The sequence below is a fragment of the Bradyrhizobium sp. genome, assembly GCF_036735945.1.
In the GTDB taxonomy this organism is placed as follows: Bacteria; Pseudomonadota; Alphaproteobacteria; order Rhizobiales; family Xanthobacteraceae; genus Bradyrhizobium.
The window spans coordinates 17,544-37,437 of sequence record NZ_DAINNI010000043.1; the positions used below are offsets into that span (position 1 = coordinate 17,544).

Here is a 19,894-nt window from a genome sequence, read left to right on the forward strand (position 1 = left end):
GTGGGCGCAAAGGACTTCACGCCCCGCATATAGCGGCTGCCCGTTTCAATGCAACTGCATCCAAATGCATGGCCGCCGATCGGGTTTCGCGTCCCTCTTACCTGGCGGCAGCGGCAGCGGCGGGCGCGGCAGGCGTAGCGCTGAGATTGGTGGAGGCCGCCGCAGGCCGGGGGGTGTCGGCCGGGCACGATCCCAGGAGGCGCGTCCACGAAGGTTCGAGGCCAAGCGTATCGATCTCAAACGTCGCGAGGTTGTTGCTCTTGCCTTCGGCCGTCTGCGTACTTTCGCCGATCCGCAGACGGGGAGCTGCCAGCATCGCCTGCATGGCATCCGACGTGACGACGTCGCTCCAGACCTCGAACCTGCCGAGGCGCACAGGTTTGCCAAGGGCGACCGACTTTTCCTGCCCCGCCATCAACACCATGGTCCTGTTGCCGGCCTCCTCGCCGGATTCCCGGACGAACATCAGCCTGGCGCGGGTCCTGGTTTCGCAGGACAGCCGCCATTCCATCATTCGGAACGCGGCGCCGTCGCCATGCCTGGCAGCGGCCATCTTGTGGACGTAGGGGCGGGCCGCGGTTTCGAATGTCCAGGGTGTTTCGAGCAGCGAGCGCTTGTCGATGCCGAAGCGATAGAGCTCGGGCCGGGTCAGGACATGCAGGTTCTCGAACTTCACCGTCCTGATGAGATCATCCAGTTCGCGGCTGATGCCCATGGAAACGACGAAGGCGGCGCGCTCGCGATCGGCATTCGCGACGCTGCGCTGCCTGAACTCGGCAATCTGCTTAGCCGAGAGGCGCTCGCTCCCCGGCCCGCGAACGACCAGCGTCAGTTTGGAATTATGAACCGCCAGCGCCGCATCGGGTGCGACCTCGCGCGTCGTGGCGCCGAGAAACAGGTAGCCGCAGGCCGAGTTGCACATGGCGTTGCGGGTCGTCAGTTCCGCCTCGACCTCGCCGCCGGCCATCTTGACCTTGAGACAGGCGGCGTCGACCTGCGTTCCCGACGCGCAGGCGGTGGCGATGGTGCGTCCGACTCTCGCGACGGCCTTCCGGCCGCGCAGCATGCGGGCGATGGCATAGGAAGGTCTGACCGAACCGCCGGGCGAATGGAAATAGATCGGGCGCGTCGTATCCTTGGCGTCGCGCAGGAAGCGGCCGACCCGCGCCGCCGCGCCGGCATCGACCTGACCCTCGATCGCGATCCAGCGGTCGCAGCCCGCACCGCAGGCGTTGGCCGGCCCCCTGGCGTTATAGATCAGCAGCCGCGGCGCGAAGCCGGCCTTCTCGGCCGCCGTTTCGGCGCGCAATGCGCCTGACGTCAGCAGCAGGGCGGCGAGGAGAAGGAAGCGAAACATCATGGAATGGTCTGGGCGAAACCAATGAGGCCGAGCGCAAGGTTTGAACCAAGGCTAAACAATGCACGGCCGCCCGGCAATGCCCGGTAGCGACCTCGCCTCAAGTGACGTTCCGCGCGATCCTGCCCGCCGCGCTTGTGATCGCGAATCGGCGGGATTTTCTCGATATTGCCCGATTGCAGGAGCCGAATCCCCTGCTATACCGCTGCTTCCCGCTTACCTGCGCTCGTTCGCAGGAGTGAGCTTCAGGAGACCGACATGCCTGACCAGAATACGCCCGCACCGGGCTTCCAGTATGGCCTCGCCAACCTGAAACCGGCCGAACCCCTGGACAAGATTACCCTTACCTTTCCCGACGGCGCCAGGCGCGACTACGCCAAGGGCAGCACCGGCTTCGACATCGCCAAGGGCATCTCGCCTTCGCTTGCCAAGCGTACCGTGGCGATGGCGCTCGACGGCGTGGTGACCGATCTCAACGATCCGATCTCCGGCGACGCCAGGCTCGAACTGATCAACCGCGACGACCCGCGCGCGCTGGAACTGATCCGCCACGACTGCGCGCATGTGCTGGCGGAAGCGGTGCAGTCGCTGTGGCCGGGCACCCAGGTGACGATCGGCCCGGTGATCGAGAACGGCTTCTATTACGACTTCTTCCGCAACGAGCCGTTCACGCCGGAAGACTTTGCGGGAATCGAGAAGCGGATGCGCGAGATCATCGCGCGCGACAAGCCCTTCACCAAGGAAGTATGGGACCGCGAGAAGACCAAGCAGGTGTTCCGCGACAAGGGCGAGGCCTTCAAGGTCGAACTGGTCGACGCCATTCCCGGCAATGAGCCGATCAATATCTATTTCCAGGGCGACTGGTTCGATCTGTGCCGCGGCCCGCATATGAACTCGACCGGCAAGATCGGCAACGCCTTCAAGCTGATGAAGGTGGCAGGCGCCTATTGGCGCGGCGACGCCAACAACCCGATGCTGACGCGCATCTACGGCACTGCCTTTGCGAAGCAGGAAGAGCTCGATGCTTACCTGAAACAGATCGAGGAAGCCGAGAAGCGCGACCATCGCAAGCTCGGCCGCGAGCTCGACCTGTTCCACTTCCAGGAGGAAGGTCCCGGCGTGGTGTTCTGGCACCAGAAGGGCTGGACCATCTTCCAGCAGTTGATCGCCTATATGCGGCGACGCCTGACCGGCGACTATGACGAGGTCAACGCGCCGCAGATCCTCGACAAGGTGTTGTGGGAAACCTCAGGCCATTGGGACTGGTATCGCGAGAACATGTTCGCGGCGCAGTCGGCCGGCGACGAGGCCGAGGACAAGCGCTGGTTTGCGCTGAAGCCGATGAACTGCCCCGGCCATGTGCAGATCTTCAAGCACGGCCTGAAGAGCTACCGCGACCTGCCGTTGCGTCTCGCCGAGTTCGGCGTCGTGCATCGCTACGAACCGTCGGGCGCGATGCACGGCCTGATGCGCGTGCGCGGCTTTACCCAGGACGACGCGCATGTGTTCTGCACCGAGGCGCAGCTTGCCGAGGAATGCCTCAAGATCAACGAACTGATCCTGTCGACTTACGCCGATTTCGGCTTCGACGGCGAGCTGACGGTCAAGCTCTCGACCCGGCCGGAGAAGCGCGTCGGCACCGACGAGATGTGGGATCACGCCGAGCGCGTGATGGCGACCGTGCTGGCGGAGATCCAGGCCGGCGGCAACAACCGCATCAAGACCGCGATCAACCCCGGCGAAGGCGCGTTCTACGGGCCGAAGTTCGAATATGTGCTGCGCGATGCCATCGGCCGCGACTGGCAGTGCGGCACCACGCAGGTCGACTTCAACCTGCCGGAACGGTTCGGTGCGTTTTACATCGACGCCGACGGCTCGAAGAAGGCGCCGGTGATGGTGCATCGCGCGATCTGCGGCTCGATGGAACGTTTCATCGGCATCCTGATCGAACACTTTGCCGGCAACTTCCCGCTCTGGCTCTCGCCGACACAGGTGGTGGTCACGACCATCACCTCCGAGGGCGACGAATACGCCAAGGTGGTCGCGGCCGCCGCGCGGCGCGCCGGCCTGCGCGTCGAGATCGATCTGCGCAACGAGAAGATCAATTACAAGGTCCGCGAGCACTCGCTGGCGAAGATCCCTGCCCTGCTCGTCGTCGGCAGGAAGGAAGCCGAGACCCATACGGTCTCGGTGCGCCGGCTCGGCAGCGACGGCCAGAAGGTGATGCCGACCGACGAGGCGATCGCAGCGCTGGTCGATGAAGCGACCCCGCCTGACGTGAAGCGGGCGCGGGCGGTGGTCTAGGCGGCTCTATTTTGCCCGACTTTGATGAGGGACTCGGCTGGAATGCCGAGACCCTCATGTAGTCGCCGAATCATACTGAGCGTCAACTCGCGCCGCCGGTTAAGCACCTCATGCACTCGGTTCCGGCTGCCTATGAAAGGGATAAGATCGCGTGGCTGCAGTCCGTTTTGTTCCATGTGATATCTGATCGCCTCCACAGGATCCGGCAGGTCGAGCCTGTAGTGTTTGCGCTCCCACGCTTCCACAAGCGTTGCCAATACATCGAGCCGATCTCCATCGGGCGAGTTGCGACGGGCATTCATCAACCCCTCGATTTCCTTGAGAACCCGGCGATAATCACGATTGGATTTAATCGGTGCGATGTCCATGACGAACCTCAAACGCTCTGCGCATCGATTGCATCGTATTGGCGATGCGTCCCGATGAACCTGATATAGACCACCCGATACGGGTAATTGATCCACACAACGATACGATATTTGTTGCCGGCGATGTTGAAGACCGCGCGACCATCTTTGAGAATACTGGCGCTGCGAATATCTCGCTTTACGTCTGCCGGCTTTGCCCAGTCAGCCTGTCTCACCTGGCGAAACCAAGCCATTACTGGCTCGCGGGCATCACTTGCGCTCTGCCCCCGATTGAGAAAAACCTTGATCGTGCTTAGCGCGATTACCCTCACGATTTCGAATCTAGCATAGTCCCACAGTGGGACCAAGCAGTTTTGTCGCACGCTGAGATTGGCATCTGCAGTGACGCTTGCTGAGGATAGCAACTGCGTGGCGTACGAAATCGGACAGCGGCCTTCATCACAATCAGTCTAAACCTACTTTCGCAGACTTCGTCGGCACCCTATCTTGCTGTAAGCAATCCCCGATCCTCCCGACGAGAGAGACTTTTGTGCCCGACGCCATTGAATTCCTGAAGATCCGCCGCTCGGTCAAGCCGCGCGAGATGAGCGGCCCCGGCCCTACGCCGGCCGAACTCGAGACCATCCTGACCATCGGCGCGCGGGTGCCGGATCACGGCAAGCTGGCGCCGTGGCGCTTCATCGTGTTCGAAGGCGACGCTCGCGCCCGGGCCGGCGACATCATCGCGCGGGTATTTGCGAAGAAGAATCCGTCCGCCCCGGCAGCCGATATCGAGGTCGAAAAGCGCCGCCTGATGGATGCACCGCTGGTGATTGCCGTCGTCAGCTTCACAAGGCCGCATCCGAAGGTGCCGGCCTGGGAGCAGGAATTGTCCGCCGGCGCCAGCGCGATGAACCTCGTCACCGCCGCCACCGCGCTCGGCTATGGCGCCAACTGGCTGACCGGCTGGTTCGCCTTCGACCGCGACGTGCTCGATGGGTTCGGACTGAAGGCGGACGAAAAGCTCGCCGGCTTCATCCATATCGGCACGCCGGCAAAGCCCGCCGAGGATCGCCCCCGCCCGGCGCTGTCGGACATCGTGACAAGGTTCTGAATTCTACTTTGCATGGGGTTGTTTTGCGATTTTTCGTCCGGGCGGCCCGGCGGCGTTCCGTCAACCCACTCCGCGGCTAGCGCGCGATGACCTCGACCTCGCCGTCAACCCCGTTGACGACATTGAAGGACCGCTCGAATACCTTGCCTTCGTTCTTGGCAATCGCGCGGTACTCGCCCTCGGACAGCACGACGCGCGGAAATGCGCCGATCGATTCCTTGATGACGTCGCCGCCCGGCGTGATGACGGACCACGCGGTGTTGGCGAGCGCCTCGCCACCCCGGTCGCTGACGAGTTTCAGCGTGATGACGGCCGCGCGGTGGCTGACGGTAACGTCGGTCAGCTTGCCCGCCTGGACACGGATGTCGGAGCGCACGACGGAGTTGGCGTCGCCATAGTTGGAGATGATGTAATAGGTCCCCTCCGGCAGCAGCGCGACGTCGCCGGCGGCGACGTTGGGGATCAGCGAGGAGCGCTCGGCGCCGCCCTCGAACTGGCTGCCCTTGTAGAGCGCGAACGAAATCTGGTTCGGCGGAATCTTGCTGGAGCCGACGCGGCCCTCGATCCGCAACCCGCCGGCCGGAAGCACAAAGGCCACGCGGTCCGTCTCCGCCTTCAGGCTCACCGCGCGCACCGCGCTGACGAGGCCAAGCGCGACATGTACGACGTAGTTGCCGGGCGGCAGCACGATGTTCGGCGTCGCGCCGCGCTCCTCGCGGATCAGCTTGAAGGTGCCGGTATCATCAGGCTTGTCGGCGAATACCCGCCACACCAGCCCGCCATTGATGACAGGCAGATCCTTGCCGTAGCGCGCCGTCAGCGACAGCACCGCCTGGCCTCCGGTCCCCGTCCCCGGCGGCGGAACCACCGGCGGTATCGCGGCGGCCTGGGGCTGGACGATGGTCGGCTGGTTCAGCGGTGGCACAGCAGTTGGCGGGGTCGCGGTTTGACCCGACGGCGGCGCCAGGTTCATCGCAGGTCCGGTCTGGGCGTCGGGAACGACGGCGGGCGGTACCGGCGGCGGGCGGTCCGAGAACCACTGGGCTGAGGCGGTCGCCGGAAACAACGCGACCAGCGCCAGGGCAAGCGCAAACGCCGGGAAAGGCCGTCCGCCCCGCCCGTTTCCAACGATACCGTGATCGCCCGAAATCATGGCCATGCTTTTCACCGAAAACGCGGCAAATTCAAGCCTCCAGCGCGCAAGTCCGGGTGGCTACGGTGTCGGAACCGACGCCTCCGCCCAAGGTTTAATCCTGCGGTCCCAGTCCAGTCACAATCCCTGCCTAGGCCGGCTTCCTCGGGCATAAACCATGCACCCCGATCGAAATGAACGCTTCTGGCGCAATCGCGCCGCGGCGAATATCGTTGCGGCGGCAGGAGAGTTTGCGTGTTGGACAGCTGGATGGGCCGCGGCCAAAAGGGCTCAGATACCCCGGACAAGGTAGGACTCGGCAGCATACGGCGGCCGGTGATCGGATTGGCGCTGGGTGGCGGCGCCGCCCGCGGCTTTGCCCATATCGGTATCATCCGGACCCTGGTGGCGCATGGAATCACCCCCAACGTCGTGGTCGGGACCTCGATCGGCGCCGTGGTCGGCGGCGCCTATGCCGCCGGACACCTCGACAGGCTGGAAGAATGGGCACGCAGCCTGCAGCCGCGAACCGTCCTCTCCTATCTCGACATCCGCCTGAACGGCTCCGGCCTGATCGGTGGCTCCAAGCTTGCGGCCGAGATTGAATCCTCGCTGGGCCATAACCTGATCGAGGATCTGCCGGTGAAATTTGCCACCGTTGCGACAGAGGTGCGCACCGGTCATGAGATCTGGCTGACCCATGGTCCGATGGTGGACGCGATGCGGGCCTCCTACGCGCTGCCGGGGATATTCTCCCCGGTGCTGGTCGGTGATCGCTGGCTGGTCGACGGCGCCCTGGTCAACCCGGTCCCGGTGTCGGCGGCGCGCGCGCTCGGCGCGGAAATCGTCATCGCCGCCAATCTTTCCAGCGATGTCTTCGCGCACTCGACCACGATCTATTCCCACGGCGCCACATCCGGCGTTTCGGCATCGGTGATGCCGGAGACGGTCGCCGAACCGGAGCCGCGCAAACGCGGCATCGGAAAATTCTTCTCCGCCGAGCGCACCATGAAGCGGGAATTCTTCGGCGGCGGCGGGCGGCCTGGCATCTCCTCGGTGATGGTCGATGCCTTCAACATCATGCAGGACCGCATCACCCGCGCCCGGCTGGCCGGCGATCCGCCGGATCTGTTGATCTCGCCGCGCGTCGGCAAGATCGGCTGGTTCGATTTTCACCGCGCCGACGACCTCATTGCCCATGGCGTGAAGGCTGCCGAACGCGCCATCGATTCGATCCAGGAAGCGATTCACATCCTGGCGCCGCAGGCCGGCGCAGCCGAGCCGGCAGCCGAAAAGGACAAGGAATAGCGATCAGGCCGTCTTGATGTAGTCGCGCAGGGCTTCCTGCTCGGCCTCGTACTCCTGGACGCGGCGCTTGACGATGTCGCCGATCGAAATCAGGCCCACCACCTTGCCGCTCTCGACCACCGGCAAATGACGGAACTTGCCGATCGTCATCATTTCCATGATGCCGGCGACGGTATCGGACTCGCGGCAACTGACGACCTTGCGCGTCATCACGGCGCTGACCGGCTCCTCGAGCACCCTGGCCCCGCGCTCGCCCAGCACGCGGACGATGTCGCGCTCCGACAAAATCCCTTCGAGCCGTCCCTGGTTCGTTACCAGCACCGCGCCGATCTTGCGCTCGCCAAGGATCTTGATCGCCGCCGAAAGCTTGGCATCCGGCTCGATGCTCAGGATCTCGTGGCCCTTGGTATCGAGAATTGAACGTACCGTCATTGTCGCCTCCTGAATCCGTTCGCGCCCCAGGGGCCCGACTTTGTTCGCGAGTCTTCAATCAACAGTTCCGCGCCGGCTTCGCTTCAGGGGGCACGGTTTGCAAGCGCGGCTGTCTTTGCGGTGCAGCGGCATTGGCTTGCGTCACAACTCCTGCGGATGATGAATGAAATCGCCCCTTGCCGCAAGCGGCGATCAGACGCGGCCGGGTTCGTCCGGCGACGAAGCATCCGCCGCTTGCGGTATCCCGCGCGGCACCGGATCGAACAGCGAAAACAGCATCAGGCCGGCGAGAAATCCGCCGATATGCGCCTGCCAGGCAACGCTGGCGCCGTCGGCGCCGATCGAAATCGAGCCGAGGCCGAAGATGATGTTGACGCCGAACCACACCGCCAGGAATCCGAGCACGCGGGTGTTGCGCAAAGCGCGCGCGAGCGACAGCGCCGGAACCTTGGCGGCGGCATCGGCGTCGCCCCGCCTGAACGAAAGAAAGCTTCCCCGCACGAAGGCGAAGCGGATGGCCGCAGCCATGGCGCCCGACACCGAGGCCGAGGCGCCGATCATCGGCGCGATCGCGTGCTCATGGGTGACGAGATGGGCGAGCGCACCGGCCGCCGCGGTCACCGCCATGAACAGGAAGAACCTGACAGGGCCGAACCGTCGCGCCAGCGCGCTGCCGAACGGCAGGAGCCACAGCACGTTGAAGCCGATATGGCTGAGATTGGCGTGCAGCAACGAGTAGGTGACGAAGGTCCAGACCTTGGCGCCGGCTCCACCGGGAAAGGTGATGTTGAGCAGCGTGGCATCATAGCGCTTCGGAATGAAACCGAAGACGTCGATGGTCCAGTTCTCCAGTTCGACAGGCAGCAGCACCCGCAAATGAATGACGGCGATCAGCGCAACGTAGGCCGTCAGCGCGCCCGGCAGCGTCAGGATCGGCTCATGCGGCGCGTCCGGCGGCTCGTCGTGGGAGGAGTAGGACTGGGATTCCAAGGGGTCCAGGACCTTAGCTGGCGGCTTCTCGGCTTATCGGTCCAGATAGGCGGCTTTGCCCCCGCTGTGCAAGTGCACAATCGCCAATTTGGGCCAGGACGAATCAAGCGCATGGGCCCCGGCTCTGCAGCGCACCGCCAGGAGGCGCTGCGCCGCGTCCGGGGCACGGGATGTACGCAATCGGCAACGAAAAAGGGAGAGCTCTGAGAAAGCTCTCCCTTGTCCTGCTGATCTTTTCACGCCCTGGAACGGAGGATCACATCCCCGCCCCTCCCCGCGCGATGACCAAACTGTTTGACGCCATCCGTGTACCAACTGCGCCAGATAAAGCGGCGCCGTCCGATGCGTTCCACCCTAACCACGCCGCCGCGCCTTCGCCAACCGCATAGTTAAATTTACGTTAACAACGCAAAGCCGCGCCCGGCGCGCCCAAATCGCGTCAACGGCATGGACGCTGCAAAGCCCCTCCTGCACAACAGCCGAGGGAAGGCGTGTTGCGCAAAAGCGGGACAGAAGTGTCTCGGCAAGCAACCCGGGGGCGAAGGACAAGTCATGAAACACCCATCGAGCCGGCAGTTCTTCGCCTATTGGGACGCAAAGCGCGGCGACGCGCGGGCGCCCGACCGCAGCGAGATCGAACCGGGCGCCGTTCGCGAACTGCTCGGCGACATCTTCGTGCTGTCCTACGATAACGACGCCGGCTACCCGTTCCGCGTCGCCGGCACCCGGGTCTGCGCCATGCTCGGCCGCGACCTCAAGGACGCCAGTTTCACGGCCCTGTTCGCCCCGGAGAGCCGCCGCGAGATCGAGGACGTCATCACCCATGTCGCGGAAGAGATGCTGCCGGCGATTGCCGGCGTCACCGCGACCTCGGAGAACGGCGCGACGGCGCATCTGGAACTGTTGCTGCTGCCGTTCAACAACCGTGCGCACGCGCCGATCAGCCTGACCGGGGTGCTGGCGCCGTTTGAGGGCGACCTCGGCACCATCAGCGATTTCAAGATGACATCCTGGCGCTACATGCACCAGCCGCAAAAATTCGTTCCCCGCGCCCTGCGCAAGCTCGCCATCGCACGCGGCTTCATGGTCTATGAAGGCCTGCGGTAGTTTTCGCTGCCCCGCCCGCCCCAGAACACGGCAGTTCGTGAACCAGGTCGGCTGATCCTCGACGTCAGCGCCCGGTGAACACGGCGGCGCGCTTCTCCAGAAACGCGTTTCGCCCTTCCAGCGCATCGGCGCTCAGGCGAATCTCGGCCTGTGTCTCGATCTCGCGGCGGAACTGGTCGGCATAGCTGGCGTGCTCGCTCTCATCGATCAGGCGGCGCGTCGCGACCAGCGCACGCGTCGGGCCAGCAGCGAGCTTGCGCGCCAGTTCGAGCGCGCCGGCGGCAAGCGCCGCGTCATCAAAGACCTCGCGGACCAGCCCCCACTCCCTGGCCTGGTCGGCCGAAAGCGGCTCGTTGGTCATCATCAGTTCGAGCGCGCGCTGCCGGCCGACGAGACGCGGCAGCAGCCAGGTCGAGCCGAGATCGGGGACCAGCGCGATGCGGCTGAAGACCTGGATGAAGCGCGCCGAACGCGCCGCGACGATCATGTCGCCGGCCATCGCAAGGCCGAAGCCGCCGCCCGCGGCCACCCCGTTGACGGCAACCACGATCGGCACACGGCACTCGCGCATCGCCTTGAAGGCCGGCCAGTAATATTTCATCACGCCGGCTGCAATGTCGTCGCCGAGAATCTGCGCGGCCTTGAGGTTCTGACCCGAGCAGAAACCGCGGCCGGCGCCTGTCAGCACCAGCGCCCTGATGTGCGGATCGCCGTTCATCTCGGCGATGGCAAGCGCGAGGTCGCCCAGCAGACCGGGCGTCATCGCATTCAGGCTGGCCGGCTCATCCAATGTCAGAAGGCCGACATTGCCGTCTCGCTCGCGCTTTACTCCCGGCATTTTTCCCCCATTCGCTGGCGTTTGGCCGGCCCCGGCGGGGCGTGGCAGATAAACCCTACCCAAACAACACAGCGAAGAGCAATCACCCTGGCGCCACGCGCACCTTGGTCACACGTAGCCCAGCCAGCGCCAGTACGTCGCGGCCAGCAGCATCACGAGCGCCAGTGCGATGATGGTCAGCACCAGTCCGGTGCGGACAAAGTCGCGGGCGCTGAACGTATCGGTGCCATAGGCGACCATGTTCTGCGGCGCGTTCACCACCAGAATGAAGCCGAAGCTCACCACGAACTGCAACAGCATCGTCATGCCGACAACGTTGATGCCGGGCGTCGCGACGCCCTTCAGCACGGCAATGATGATCGGGATCATCGCCGATGCCAGGGCGGTGGCGCTGGCAAAGCCGAGATGAATCACCACCAGGAACAGGCTCATCACCGCCAGAATGAACAAGGCCGACGCGTTCTTCAGGCCGAACGTGGCGACGACGATGTTGGCGAGCCAGGTCGCCGCGGCGGTCTGCAGCAATGCGGTGCCAAGACTGATCCCGACGCCGAACAGGATAATCGTCCCCCACGGTATCTTCGGCTGCGCCTCCTTCCACGTCATGATGCCAAAGCCCGGCAGGAACATCAGCGCAACCGCGGTGACCGTCGTCGTGCTGGTATCGAATTTGTGCAGCACGCTTTCGGTCGCCCAGAATCCGATCAACACGACCGACAGCAGCAGCAGCTTGATCTCGGCCGGCTTCATCGGCCCGAGTTCCGACAGCGATTTGCGGATAGCTTCGCGGCCGCCGGGCACCTGCGCGACTTCCGCCGGCATCATCCTGGTCATCACGAAATACAGCGCGATGCACATCAGGACGCCGAACGGTCCGGCAGCGATCAGCCAGTCCAGCCAGGTAATGGTGCTGCCGAACGCCTTTTCGATGAATCCGATGGCCACCATGTTCTGCGCGGCCGCCGTCTTGATGCCGACATTCCAGATGCTCGCCGTCTGCACCGTCGTGATCATCAGCATGCCGGCAAAGGCGCCGCGCCGGTTGACGCCGAAAGCGGCGATGATGCCGAGCGTGATCGGCACCAGGCAGGCCACGCGCGCGGTGGTGGACGGCACCATCAGCGCGATCACGAAGCCGACCACGATCGTGCCAATCACGACATTGCGCGTCTCGGTGCCGACCCGCGACAGAATGGTGAGCGCAATGCGCCTGTCGAGCCCGGTGGCCGTCATCGCCGCCGCCAGAAACAACGCCGCCGCGACCAGCACCAACGCGGTATTGGCGAAACCGCTGAAGGCGAGACCGAGCGCTGCGCTCGTGCCCATCAGGACCTTCGGGTTGGCAACGCTCGGCGCCAGCCCGAGCAGGAATGCCATCAGGGCGGCGATGACCGCCGCCGACACCGCGTAGTCGATCGCCTCGGTCATCCAGATCACCACGGCAAAACCGAGTATGGCGAGCATGCGATGGGCAGCCACCGGCAAATCCGGAGGCGTCGGCAGCAGAAGGATGCCGGCCAGTACCGCGACCGCCAGCAGCAATCCCCAATTGGTTGCGATCCCGCTCCGGTGGCCGTCGTCTGCGGCCGTGCCGCCAGTCGGCATCTGTTCTGTGGTGGCCATGCGCGTCTCTCCCAAGCCCACACGATCACCCGGAACCGCCGCCGCCGTTTTGCGCTGGATCAATCGGAACATTGGCGCGGCAAGGACGCGAAGCGCGTGCCGCAGGGCTCGGTACCCTGTTTGATCCTGCGCAAGGTGGTATCGCTGCGGAATCTATACGCAGGAGATATCTCGAATTTTCTGCGAGCGTTGCAAATGACCAAGATGAAGATCGGCACCGGCGACTGGATCGTCGTGTGCGACGGCCGCAAGGCGCTCATCCTCGAAAATCGTGGCGACGACCTGTTTCCGAATTTGCGCACCAGGGAAGTGCATGAGCATTCGGACCGGTCCACGCATGAGCAGGGAAGCGATGCGCCCGGCCGCGTCCACCAGTCGACCGGCGGCGCCCGCAGCGCCGTCGAGCAGACGGATTGGCACGACGAAGCCGAACGGCTGTTCCTGAAGACGCTGGCCGACCGGCTCGACACGGCCGTCACGACAGGCGAAACCTCGGCATTGACGATGGTCGCCTCGCCCCGGGCGCTCGGCATGATCCGAACGGAATATTCGGCCGCGGTGCAAAAAGCCCTGCACGGCGAGGTGGCCAAGGATCTGGTCAAGCTGCCGGTCTACGAGATCGAGAAGCAACTCCGGGCGTGAACGCCAGACAGCGCAGGCATCGTCGCGCGACGCCGATAAGGATATTCACCCGGACGATGGCGGCCTGCCCTTCATCCGGGGCCAACACGTGGTTTTGCAGCGACTGCTAACACATCGTTAACCCTGTCGGCCTTAGGGTCTTTCCGACGCCGAAGGACCGGCTGTCTGGTGGCGAAGATGTCGTTTGCGCAAAAGAAAACAACCACTGTCCCGTCCGCCGAGGAGCGACGGCGCTTTCAGCGCGTCAAGGTCCACCTGCTCGGCCGCTATATGCTGCCGGATCGCCGCGAATTTCCTTGCCAGATTATTAACATGTCGCCGGGCGGACTGGCGCTGCTGGCGCCCGGCATCGGCAATGTCGGCGACCGTGTGATCGCCTATCTCGACCATATCGGCCGCGTCGAGGGCAAGATCACCCGTATCATCGACAATGGCTTCGCCATGACGGTCGGCGCGACCGCCCGCAAGCGCGACAAGCTGGCCGCCCAGCTCACCTGGCTTGCCAACCGCGATATTCTCAACCTGCCCGAAGACCGCCGCCACGACCGTATCGTGCCGCGCAACCCGATCGCGCTGCTCACCCTCGAGGACGGCAGCAAGATGACCTGCCGCATCATCGACCTGTCGCTGTCGGGTGCCGCGATCGCCGCGGAAAACCGCCCGCCCCTGAAATCCCTGGTCATGCTCGGAAAAGTGCAGTCCCGCGTGGTGCGAAACCTCGAGGAAGGCTTTGCGCTCGAGTTCGTCCACGAGCAGGTCGCCGAGACGCTCGAAGACGCGGTTACTGCGCGGTAAAGCGCCCGTCGGCAAAAACCTCTTATTTTTCAGTTACAAGAGGCGGTATCGGCGTTGCCGGATACCGCCTCCTCGCTGTTCGGCCCCGGCCGGACGGGGTTAATACCGCGTGCGCTTTCGCGCCAAATCCCAGCAGTTACAGCACGTCGCGAGTTAATAGCTAAAATTTGAATCAATTGCAGTTGTTTCAAATTTTATGCGAATTCGATTCAAGTACAAATCAAATTAGCCGCAAGCTTTACTAGTATTCGCGTCAAATGTACTTGCCCGACTTAGCGGCGGCGCAAATCCTCTGTGCGAAACATGGTCCCAACAAGAAAAACGGGGGCCACAATGTCATTCAGGGGACGGGGAAAGGGACTGGCGATAATCGCCGTCCTGTTGGGAATGAACGCTTCGATGAGCGTCTCGGCGAAGGCCGGCGACGTGCTCTATGCCAGCCTTGGCGAGACTGCACGGGCGCCGATCGGCTGGGTCGAATTCTGTGCTGAAAACGCCAGCGAATGTCGTGGCGGCGCCTCACAGCCGCGCGACATCGTGATGTCGCAGACAGCGTGGCGGGATCTCTTGCGGGTCAACAAGTGGGTCAACGAGACCATCAAGCCGATCACCGACATGGATCATTGGGGCGTGATCGAGAAGTGGTCGCTGCCGACAGACGGTTACGGTGACTGCGAGGACTATGTGCTTCTGAAGCGCAAGATGCTGATCGACGCCGGATGGCCGCGCGAGGCGCTGCTGATCACGGTGGTGCGCGACAAGAAGGGCGAAGGCCACGCGGTGCTGACGGTGAAGACCGACAAGGGCGAGTTCGTTCTCGACAACCAGAACGAAAGCGTCGTGGCCTGGACCGAGACCGGCTACCGCTTCGTCAAGCGTCAGTCGCAGGGCGATCCCAATATCTGGGTCTCCCTCGGTGACAGCCGGCCCGCCGTCGCCACCGCTTCGTCACGCGATCGATAACGAGACAAGGAATTCACGAACCCGCGACCCGGTCACATCCCCACCCCTCCCCGTCCCAGACCGGTTCGCGCGCGGCCAGGCTTCCCCCAAAGCCTGGCCGCACCTTTTTTGTCGCGATGTGGACCGTACCGATCGCCGATGGGATGGGGCGCCATAATCAAGCCCTGAAGATCGGGCAGGATTTCGTGCTCACCCTTCGGCCGGGCTGCTGCCGATGATCGATTTCAGCAGGCCCAGGGCACGGGTCATGACCTCGTTGGCGAGGTTTTCGGTCGATTTGCCGCCCTTGCCAACGACGCTGGATTCGCCGGCGAAGGGAACCGCATGGCCGCGGACGCGACCCTTGCCCTCCACTTGTGGGACTGGCATGTTTCAAACCTGAGCTAGTTCGAGGTTTCCGATGACCAGGAAATTGCTCTGGACTGTTGCTATTGTCGTGGCGATTGCTGCAGGCGATTATTTCGTCGGGGGCTACATCGCTCACTATGTGCCTGGACCTATGGCTGGCGGCCAGGGCACGCTGTATCGCTGACTGCCCTGATTGAGGAGATCATCTCGAGGGGACCTCGGATGAAAACCGAAATCGCTCACACCCTTCCCCAAAACCTGCCGCTCCTCTGCAGCGCTATTTCGACTACCCTCAAGGGCTGCGGACAGATTTACGAGCACCCACCCAGCCACGATAATGCGCATGTCGAATCCTGGAAGGAAGGCCGCCGCCGATGGACATGCTGGTCAAGCTCTATGCGCTGCCTTCCTCTCGCGACGCCTATGAGCGCCTGAGCAAAGCAGGCATCACGACGCGGCGCGCGCTGGCTCCGGAAAAGCACAAGGTCGTCGCCTGGGTCCGCGAGAGGTTCAGCGAGGCCTGGGCCAGCGAAGTCGATGTGGCCTTTTCCCGGCAGCCGATCTCCTGCTTTGTCGCGACAAGGCAAAAGAGCATTCTGGGGTTTGCCTGCCATGACGCGACCTGCCCGAACTTCTTTGGGCCCACGGGCGTGGACCCCAACGAAAGGAAGCACGGGATCGGCAAAGCACTGCTGTTCAATTGCCTCGAGGCCATGAAGCAGCAGGGCTATGGCTATGCCATCATCGGCGGCGCGGGTCCTGCCGAGTTCTATGCCAGGGCGGTCGGCGCGATCCCGATCGAGGGCTCCGAGCCCGGCGTTTACCGCGGGCTGCTGTAGCGCGAGCAATCCGGGAGGACGACATGGCCGAACGCGAGATCGACGCCATCCGCACATTGCTGACTTCGAAGCCGCGCCCGGTCGGCTGGTCGGAGCGGCGGCAACGTATCGACGAAGTCGGATCGACCTGGCCGGTGGCGTCCGACGTGAAATGCGTAGCGGTCGATTGCGACGGCGTGCCCGGCGAGTGGTCGATCGCTCCTGATAGCGACGCCTCCCGCGTGCTGCTCTATTTCCACGGCGGCGGCTATTGCTCCGGTTCTATCCTGAGCCACCGCCGCCTGGTGACGGAGGCCGGGCGCGCGGCGCGCATGCGGACGCTCGCGATCGGCTACCGGCTGGCTCCCGAACATCCCTACCCCGCCGCCCATGAAGACGCGCTCGCCGCGTGGCGCTTCCTGCGCCGGCAACGCATCGCCGCATCGGATATCGCCGTCGGCGGTGACAGCGCCGGCGGCAACCTGACGCTTGGCCTGATCCAGCGGCTGCACGCGGCCGGCGAGCCGCTGCCGGCCTGCGCGTGGCTGATTTCGCCATGGACCGACCTGACCATGTCCGGCAGCACGCTTCAGACCAAGGACGCGATCGACCCGCTGATCCACAAGGCCTATCTCGACGAACTCGCCGATGCCTATGCGCCGCCGCCGATCGACCGCCGCGATCCGCTGATTTCGCCGCTGTTCGCCGATCTCACCGGCTTTCCGCCTGTCATGATCCAGGTCGGATCGGCCGAGACGCTGCTCGCGGACGCGACCCGCCTTGCCCTGGCGGCGGGGACGGCCGATCTCGACCTGACGCTGCAGATCTGGCCGCACATGATCCATGCCTGGCCGGTCTGGAATGCGAAACTGGCGGACGGCCGCCGCGCTTTGGCCGATGCCGGCCGGTTCATCCGCAGCCATATCCAATAGCGGGTTGCCGATCCCGGGAACTGAAAGCCCTGGTCGAGAGCGGTTTTGCCTGCGATTCCAGCCACCTCCAGCAAATTGCGGGTTTTGGTGCTGTCCGGCCTGTGCTATCTGGGAACTTTCGAATCGCGTCCGGATTTGTAGTCGCATGATCGAACTCACCTCCCGGAGTGCCAGCCCCATCGCGCGTTTCGGCGGCCAGCCGATTGCGATCGCCGCAGCGGCCCTCGTCATTGTCGTGCTTGGAGCCAGTTCTATCGCGTTGTGGCGCGCCTATACCGGCAACGCGCCAGAGACCGATCGCACGGTCGCAGCCCGGCAGTTGCAGGCGCGCACCGCACAGGCCTCCGAGCAACTGGTCGAGAAGACCAAGGGACTGGAAGCCACGCAGCAGGAATCGATCGATCAGTTGCAGATGGTGCAGGATCAGCTCCAGACCATGCGGCGCCTGCTCGCCGCCCAGCAGGCCGACACCAGGAAGATCGCCGAGCAGATGGGCGGGCTTACCGAAGCGGTGAACGGCCTGCGGCAGTCCTTTGCCAGCGCGCGCGAGACCGAAACCGACGCCGCTCCCGCCCCGCGCAAGCGCTCGGTCAAGGCAAAGCCACGTGCGAGCCGGTCGGCCAATCGCAGCCGAGCCAAGTCGCGCGGCTGAGCCCCCCCTGGACAGGCGCTTCAGCGGCTGAATCCGCCGCGCGAACCGGGCCAACGGATATTTTCGACCGCTGCAGCACGTCCTGCCGCAACTTTTTTGCCTATATGTGAACTGGTTCACACATATCCGCAAAATTCCCGGGCATCCTGAAGTTCACCGGATGGCGTGAGCCGATTTCAATATCCGGGGCTGGCAAGGTCGTTGACGGTATATTGCGTCGACGGCCTTGTTTTTTGTCCGATTTTCGGACGGTTGCGCTCCCTACGTCCGGCAACGTCTCGCAAGCAGGTGATTTGCGTTCGCACAGCTTTGCAAGCTGAATGCGCCTCCCAAAAAGGAGGACGTGCCAATGAGCATCGAGACCCTGCCGTCGGATGTCGTCGGATTGACCAAGGTCGCGCCATTCTCGCGCCGCGGCTTCATGACCGCGTCCGCCGCAGTGACCGCGGGCTATACGCTGGCGGCCGGCCCGGTGCGCGCCGACGCGATCAAGACCGATACCGGCGGCCTTACGGCGGGCGATGCCAGGATCAAGGTCGCCGATGGCGAGATGCCCGGTTATTTCGCGCGGCCCGCCGGCGTCAATAATCCGCCGGTGGTGCTGGTGGCGATGGAGATTTTCGGCCTGCACGAATACATCAAGGACGTGACACGGCGCCTTGCCAAGCTCGGCGCGTTCGCGGTGGCGCCGGACTACTATTTCCGCAAGGGCGTCGACCTGACGAAGGTTACCGAGATTCCGCAGCTCATGCCGCTGGTGAATTCGAAACCGGACGCCGAACTGCTGTCCGATCTCGACGCCACCGCCGCCTGGGCCAAGTCGCAGGGCGGCGACACCTCGCGCCTCGGCATCATCGGGTTCTGCCGCGGCGGGCGCACGGTCTGGGAATATGCCGCCCACAGCGGTACCCTCAAGGCCGGTGTCGCGTTCTACGGCCCGCTGGTCGATCCGCCGAACCCGGTCTGGCCGAAGAGCCCGACACAGCTCGCAGCCGAGATGAAGGCGCCCGTCCTCGGCCTCTACGGCGAAGCCGACACCGGGATTCCCGTAGCCCAGGTGGAAGCCTTCAAGGCGGCTCTGGCTGCAGACAAGAAGACCGCCGAGTTTCAGATCTATCCCGGCGCCCCGCATGGCTTCCACGCCGACTATCGCCCGAGCTACCGCAAGGACGCCGCCGAGGACGCTTGGGCGCGAATGCAGGTCTGGTTCAGGAAGTACGGCGTGTTGAGCTAATCACGGCGCGCGATGTCGGCAGCTATCCGAAGCGACCGCCCCTGCGATGCGGCCTCGACGTCCGGCGCACCGACATCGCCCGCTCGATTTCCCAGAACATCCAGACGAAAGCCGTACCGAGGCTGATCACGACGCACAGAAACATCAAGGTCAATGCGGGCGCTGTGAGCATGTTCAACATCCCCCTGCCATGCAAAGCAACGTCTGGGCGAATGAAGCAAGTGGCGGCCTCGATGCAATAACACCGGGGCCGCGCCGTTCATCCCGCCTGCTCCGGCTCAGCCGCAGACCGGCACGCGCCGGATGCGCCAGCCATACGGCGTCCACACGCTGCATCGAATGAAGTAGCAGCCGTCATCACCGTAGTAATAGGCATCCGCATAGTCTCCGTAATACGGATAGCCGTAGTCATAGTAGTCGTTGTAGTAGCCGTAGCCCAAGCCAACTCCGATGGCCGCCGCGGCAAACGGGAATCTCCGGAAACCGTGACGGTGGAAGCCGCCATGGAAGCGATTGACGGCCAGAGCGCCGCCGCGGAATCCCGCAGCCGGCAAAGCGGCCGCACGGAAACCGCCGCCGCCGATCGCAGCGGTCCGGAAGCCGGCACCGCCCATTCCAACCGCGCCACCGCGGAAGCCGCCGCCACCCATTCCCATCCCGCCGCCACGGAAGCCCCCGCCGCCATGGAAACCACCGCCGCCGCCGTGGAAACCTCCACCGCCGTGGAAGCCGCCGCCGCCGCCAAAACCACCACGGGCGAGAGCGACGTCCGGCGCCAGCATGGCGACCGAGGCGCATGCGAATAGAGCGATCATCATTTTGCGCAACATGACCCGTCCTCCACGATCTTGTGTTCGAACGCTCGACGCCTTCGGCGTCGGATCCCGACCGATCCCGGACAAACTCTAGCCCGTCTTATTCATGATTGCCGGGCGGGCTGGTGGAACATTTCGGGTCG

The 19,894-nt window shown here is 64.1% G+C and carries 23 protein-coding genes; 12 read left to right on the top strand and 11 right to left on the bottom strand.

What is annotated here, in order from left to right; translation table 11 throughout:
- Positions 1-97 precede the first annotated feature (97 nt).
- Positions 98-1,357 carry a hypothetical protein gene (locus V7E26_RS15985; RefSeq protein WP_324417672.1) on the bottom strand — a complete coding sequence of 420 codons (1,260 nt, stop codon included), beginning with the start codon at positions 1,355-1,357 and terminating at the stop codon, positions 98-100.
- Positions 1,358-1,615: 258 nt separating this feature from the next.
- Here V7E26_RS15985 and thrS point away from each other — a divergent pair, with 258 nt between their 5' ends.
- The gene (gene thrS / locus V7E26_RS15990; RefSeq protein WP_324417674.1) at positions 1,616-3,661 is read left to right on the top strand and encodes a threonine--tRNA ligase; all 2,046 of its coding nucleotides are present in this window, start codon (positions 1,616-1,618) and stop codon (positions 3,659-3,661) included.
- Here thrS and V7E26_RS15995 read toward each other — a convergent pair.
- On the bottom strand, positions 3,658-4,029 hold the full coding sequence (locus V7E26_RS15995) for a helix-turn-helix domain-containing protein (protein ID WP_324417676.1): 372 nt from the start codon (positions 4,027-4,029) through the stop codon (positions 3,658-3,660). The genes thrS and V7E26_RS15995 overlap by 4 nt on opposite strands.
- Positions 4,030-4,037: 8 nt before the next feature.
- Complete coding sequence (locus V7E26_RS16000; protein ID WP_324417678.1) at positions 4,038-4,340, bottom strand: type II toxin-antitoxin system HigB family toxin; 303 nt, start codon at positions 4,338-4,340, stop codon at positions 4,038-4,040.
- A gap of 218 nt (positions 4,341-4,558) precedes the next feature.
- Between V7E26_RS16000 and V7E26_RS16005 the strand changes: the two genes are divergently transcribed.
- Positions 4,559-5,122, top strand: coding sequence for a nitroreductase family protein (locus tag V7E26_RS16005; protein WP_324417680.1), 564 nt, complete (start codon positions 4,559-4,561; stop codon positions 5,120-5,122).
- A gap of 76 nt (positions 5,123-5,198) precedes the next feature.
- On the opposite strand, the gene V7E26_RS16010 is transcribed toward V7E26_RS16005, so the two are convergent.
- Entirely contained in the window at positions 5,199-6,275 is a 1,077-nt protein-coding gene (locus V7E26_RS16010; protein ID WP_324417717.1) for a hypothetical protein, read from the bottom strand.
- A gap of 234 nt (positions 6,276-6,509) precedes the next feature.
- Between V7E26_RS16010 and V7E26_RS16015 the strand changes: the two genes are divergently transcribed.
- On the top strand, positions 6,510-7,562 hold the full coding sequence (locus V7E26_RS16015; protein ID WP_324417682.1) for a patatin-like phospholipase family protein: 1,053 nt from the start codon (positions 6,510-6,512) through the stop codon (positions 7,560-7,562).
- Positions 7,563-7,565: 3 nt separating this feature from the next.
- Here V7E26_RS16015 and V7E26_RS16020 read toward each other — a convergent pair whose 3' ends face one another.
- Together V7E26_RS16020 and V7E26_RS16025 are read right to left on the bottom strand one after the other, a co-directional pair.
- Positions 7,566-7,994 (bottom strand): CBS domain-containing protein, encoded by a 429-nt coding sequence (locus V7E26_RS16020; RefSeq protein ID WP_324417684.1) that lies wholly within the window; start codon positions 7,992-7,994, stop codon positions 7,566-7,568.
- 192 nt (positions 7,995-8,186) lie between these two features.
- Positions 8,187-8,984 (bottom strand): rhomboid family intramembrane serine protease, encoded by a 798-nt coding sequence (locus V7E26_RS16025; protein ID WP_324417686.1) that lies wholly within the window; start codon positions 8,982-8,984, stop codon positions 8,187-8,189.
- A 552-nt stretch (positions 8,985-9,536) separates the two neighbouring features.
- Between V7E26_RS16025 and V7E26_RS16030 the strand changes: the two genes are divergently transcribed.
- The gene (locus tag V7E26_RS16030; RefSeq protein WP_324417688.1) at positions 9,537-10,091 is read left to right on the top strand and encodes a PAS domain-containing protein; all 555 of its coding nucleotides are present in this window, start codon (positions 9,537-9,539) and stop codon (positions 10,089-10,091) included.
- A 64-nt stretch (positions 10,092-10,155) separates the two neighbouring features.
- Here the strand turns inward: V7E26_RS16030 and V7E26_RS16035 are convergent, their stop codons facing one another.
- A complete protein-coding gene (locus V7E26_RS16035; protein WP_324417690.1) occupies positions 10,156-10,929 on the bottom strand; it encodes an enoyl-CoA hydratase/isomerase family protein in 774 nt (257 codons plus the stop codon).
- A gap of 108 nt (positions 10,930-11,037) precedes the next feature.
- Complete coding sequence (locus V7E26_RS16040; RefSeq protein ID WP_324417693.1) at positions 11,038-12,624, bottom strand: DASS family sodium-coupled anion symporter; 1,587 nt, start codon at positions 12,622-12,624, stop codon at positions 11,038-11,040.
- A gap of 123 nt (positions 12,625-12,747) precedes the next feature.
- Between V7E26_RS16040 and V7E26_RS16045 the strand changes: the two genes are divergently transcribed.
- The 3 genes from V7E26_RS16045 to V7E26_RS16055 all read left to right on the top strand — a co-directional run bounded on the left by V7E26_RS16045 (position 12,748) and on the right by V7E26_RS16055 (position 14,952).
- On the top strand, positions 12,748-13,194 hold the full coding sequence (locus V7E26_RS16045; protein WP_324417694.1) for a host attachment protein: 447 nt from the start codon (positions 12,748-12,750) through the stop codon (positions 13,192-13,194).
- A gap of 177 nt (positions 13,195-13,371) precedes the next feature.
- The gene (locus tag V7E26_RS16050) at positions 13,372-13,989 is read left to right on the top strand and encodes a PilZ domain-containing protein (protein WP_057843932.1); all 618 of its coding nucleotides are present in this window, start codon (positions 13,372-13,374) and stop codon (positions 13,987-13,989) included.
- 387 nt (positions 13,990-14,376) lie between these two features.
- A complete protein-coding gene (locus tag V7E26_RS16055; protein ID WP_442893411.1) occupies positions 14,377-14,952 on the top strand; it encodes a transglutaminase-like cysteine peptidase in 576 nt (191 codons plus the stop codon).
- Between the two features lie 189 nt (positions 14,953-15,141).
- Here V7E26_RS16055 and V7E26_RS16060 read toward each other — a convergent pair whose 3' ends face one another.
- On the bottom strand, positions 15,142-15,321 hold the full coding sequence (locus V7E26_RS16060) for a hypothetical protein (protein ID WP_324417701.1): 180 nt from the start codon (positions 15,319-15,321) through the stop codon (positions 15,142-15,144).
- A gap of 31 nt (positions 15,322-15,352) precedes the next feature.
- Here V7E26_RS16060 and V7E26_RS16065 point away from each other — a divergent pair, with 31 nt between their 5' ends.
- The 5 genes from V7E26_RS16065 (at position 15,353) to V7E26_RS16085 (ending at position 18,936) form a co-directional block, all read left to right on the top strand.
- Positions 15,353-15,484, top strand: a complete 132-nt coding sequence (locus tag V7E26_RS16065; protein WP_324417703.1) for a hypothetical protein — start codon at positions 15,353-15,355, stop codon at positions 15,482-15,484.
- A gap of 190 nt (positions 15,485-15,674) precedes the next feature.
- Positions 15,675-16,139, top strand: coding sequence for a GNAT family N-acetyltransferase (locus V7E26_RS16070; RefSeq protein ID WP_324417705.1), 465 nt, complete (start codon positions 15,675-15,677; stop codon positions 16,137-16,139).
- A gap of 23 nt (positions 16,140-16,162) precedes the next feature.
- Positions 16,163-17,050, top strand: coding sequence for an alpha/beta hydrolase (locus V7E26_RS16075; protein WP_324417707.1), 888 nt, complete (start codon positions 16,163-16,165; stop codon positions 17,048-17,050).
- Between the two features lie 145 nt (positions 17,051-17,195).
- Complete coding sequence (locus V7E26_RS16080; RefSeq protein ID WP_324417709.1) at positions 17,196-17,702, top strand: hypothetical protein; 507 nt, start codon at positions 17,196-17,198, stop codon at positions 17,700-17,702.
- 349 nt (positions 17,703-18,051) lie between these two features.
- Positions 18,052-18,936 carry a dienelactone hydrolase family protein gene (locus V7E26_RS16085; protein WP_324417710.1) on the top strand — a complete coding sequence of 295 codons (885 nt, stop codon included), beginning with the start codon at positions 18,052-18,054 and terminating at the stop codon, positions 18,934-18,936.
- 22 nt (positions 18,937-18,958) lie between these two features.
- On the opposite strand, the gene V7E26_RS16090 is transcribed toward V7E26_RS16085, so the two are convergent.
- Positions 18,959-19,108 carry a hypothetical protein gene (locus V7E26_RS16090; RefSeq protein WP_324417712.1) on the bottom strand — a complete coding sequence of 50 codons (150 nt, stop codon included), beginning with the start codon at positions 19,106-19,108 and terminating at the stop codon, positions 18,959-18,961.
- Between the two features lie 106 nt (positions 19,109-19,214).
- On the bottom strand, positions 19,215-19,766 hold the full coding sequence (locus V7E26_RS16095) for a hypothetical protein (protein WP_324417714.1): 552 nt from the start codon (positions 19,764-19,766) through the stop codon (positions 19,215-19,217).
- Positions 19,767-19,894: the final 128 nt, after the last annotated feature.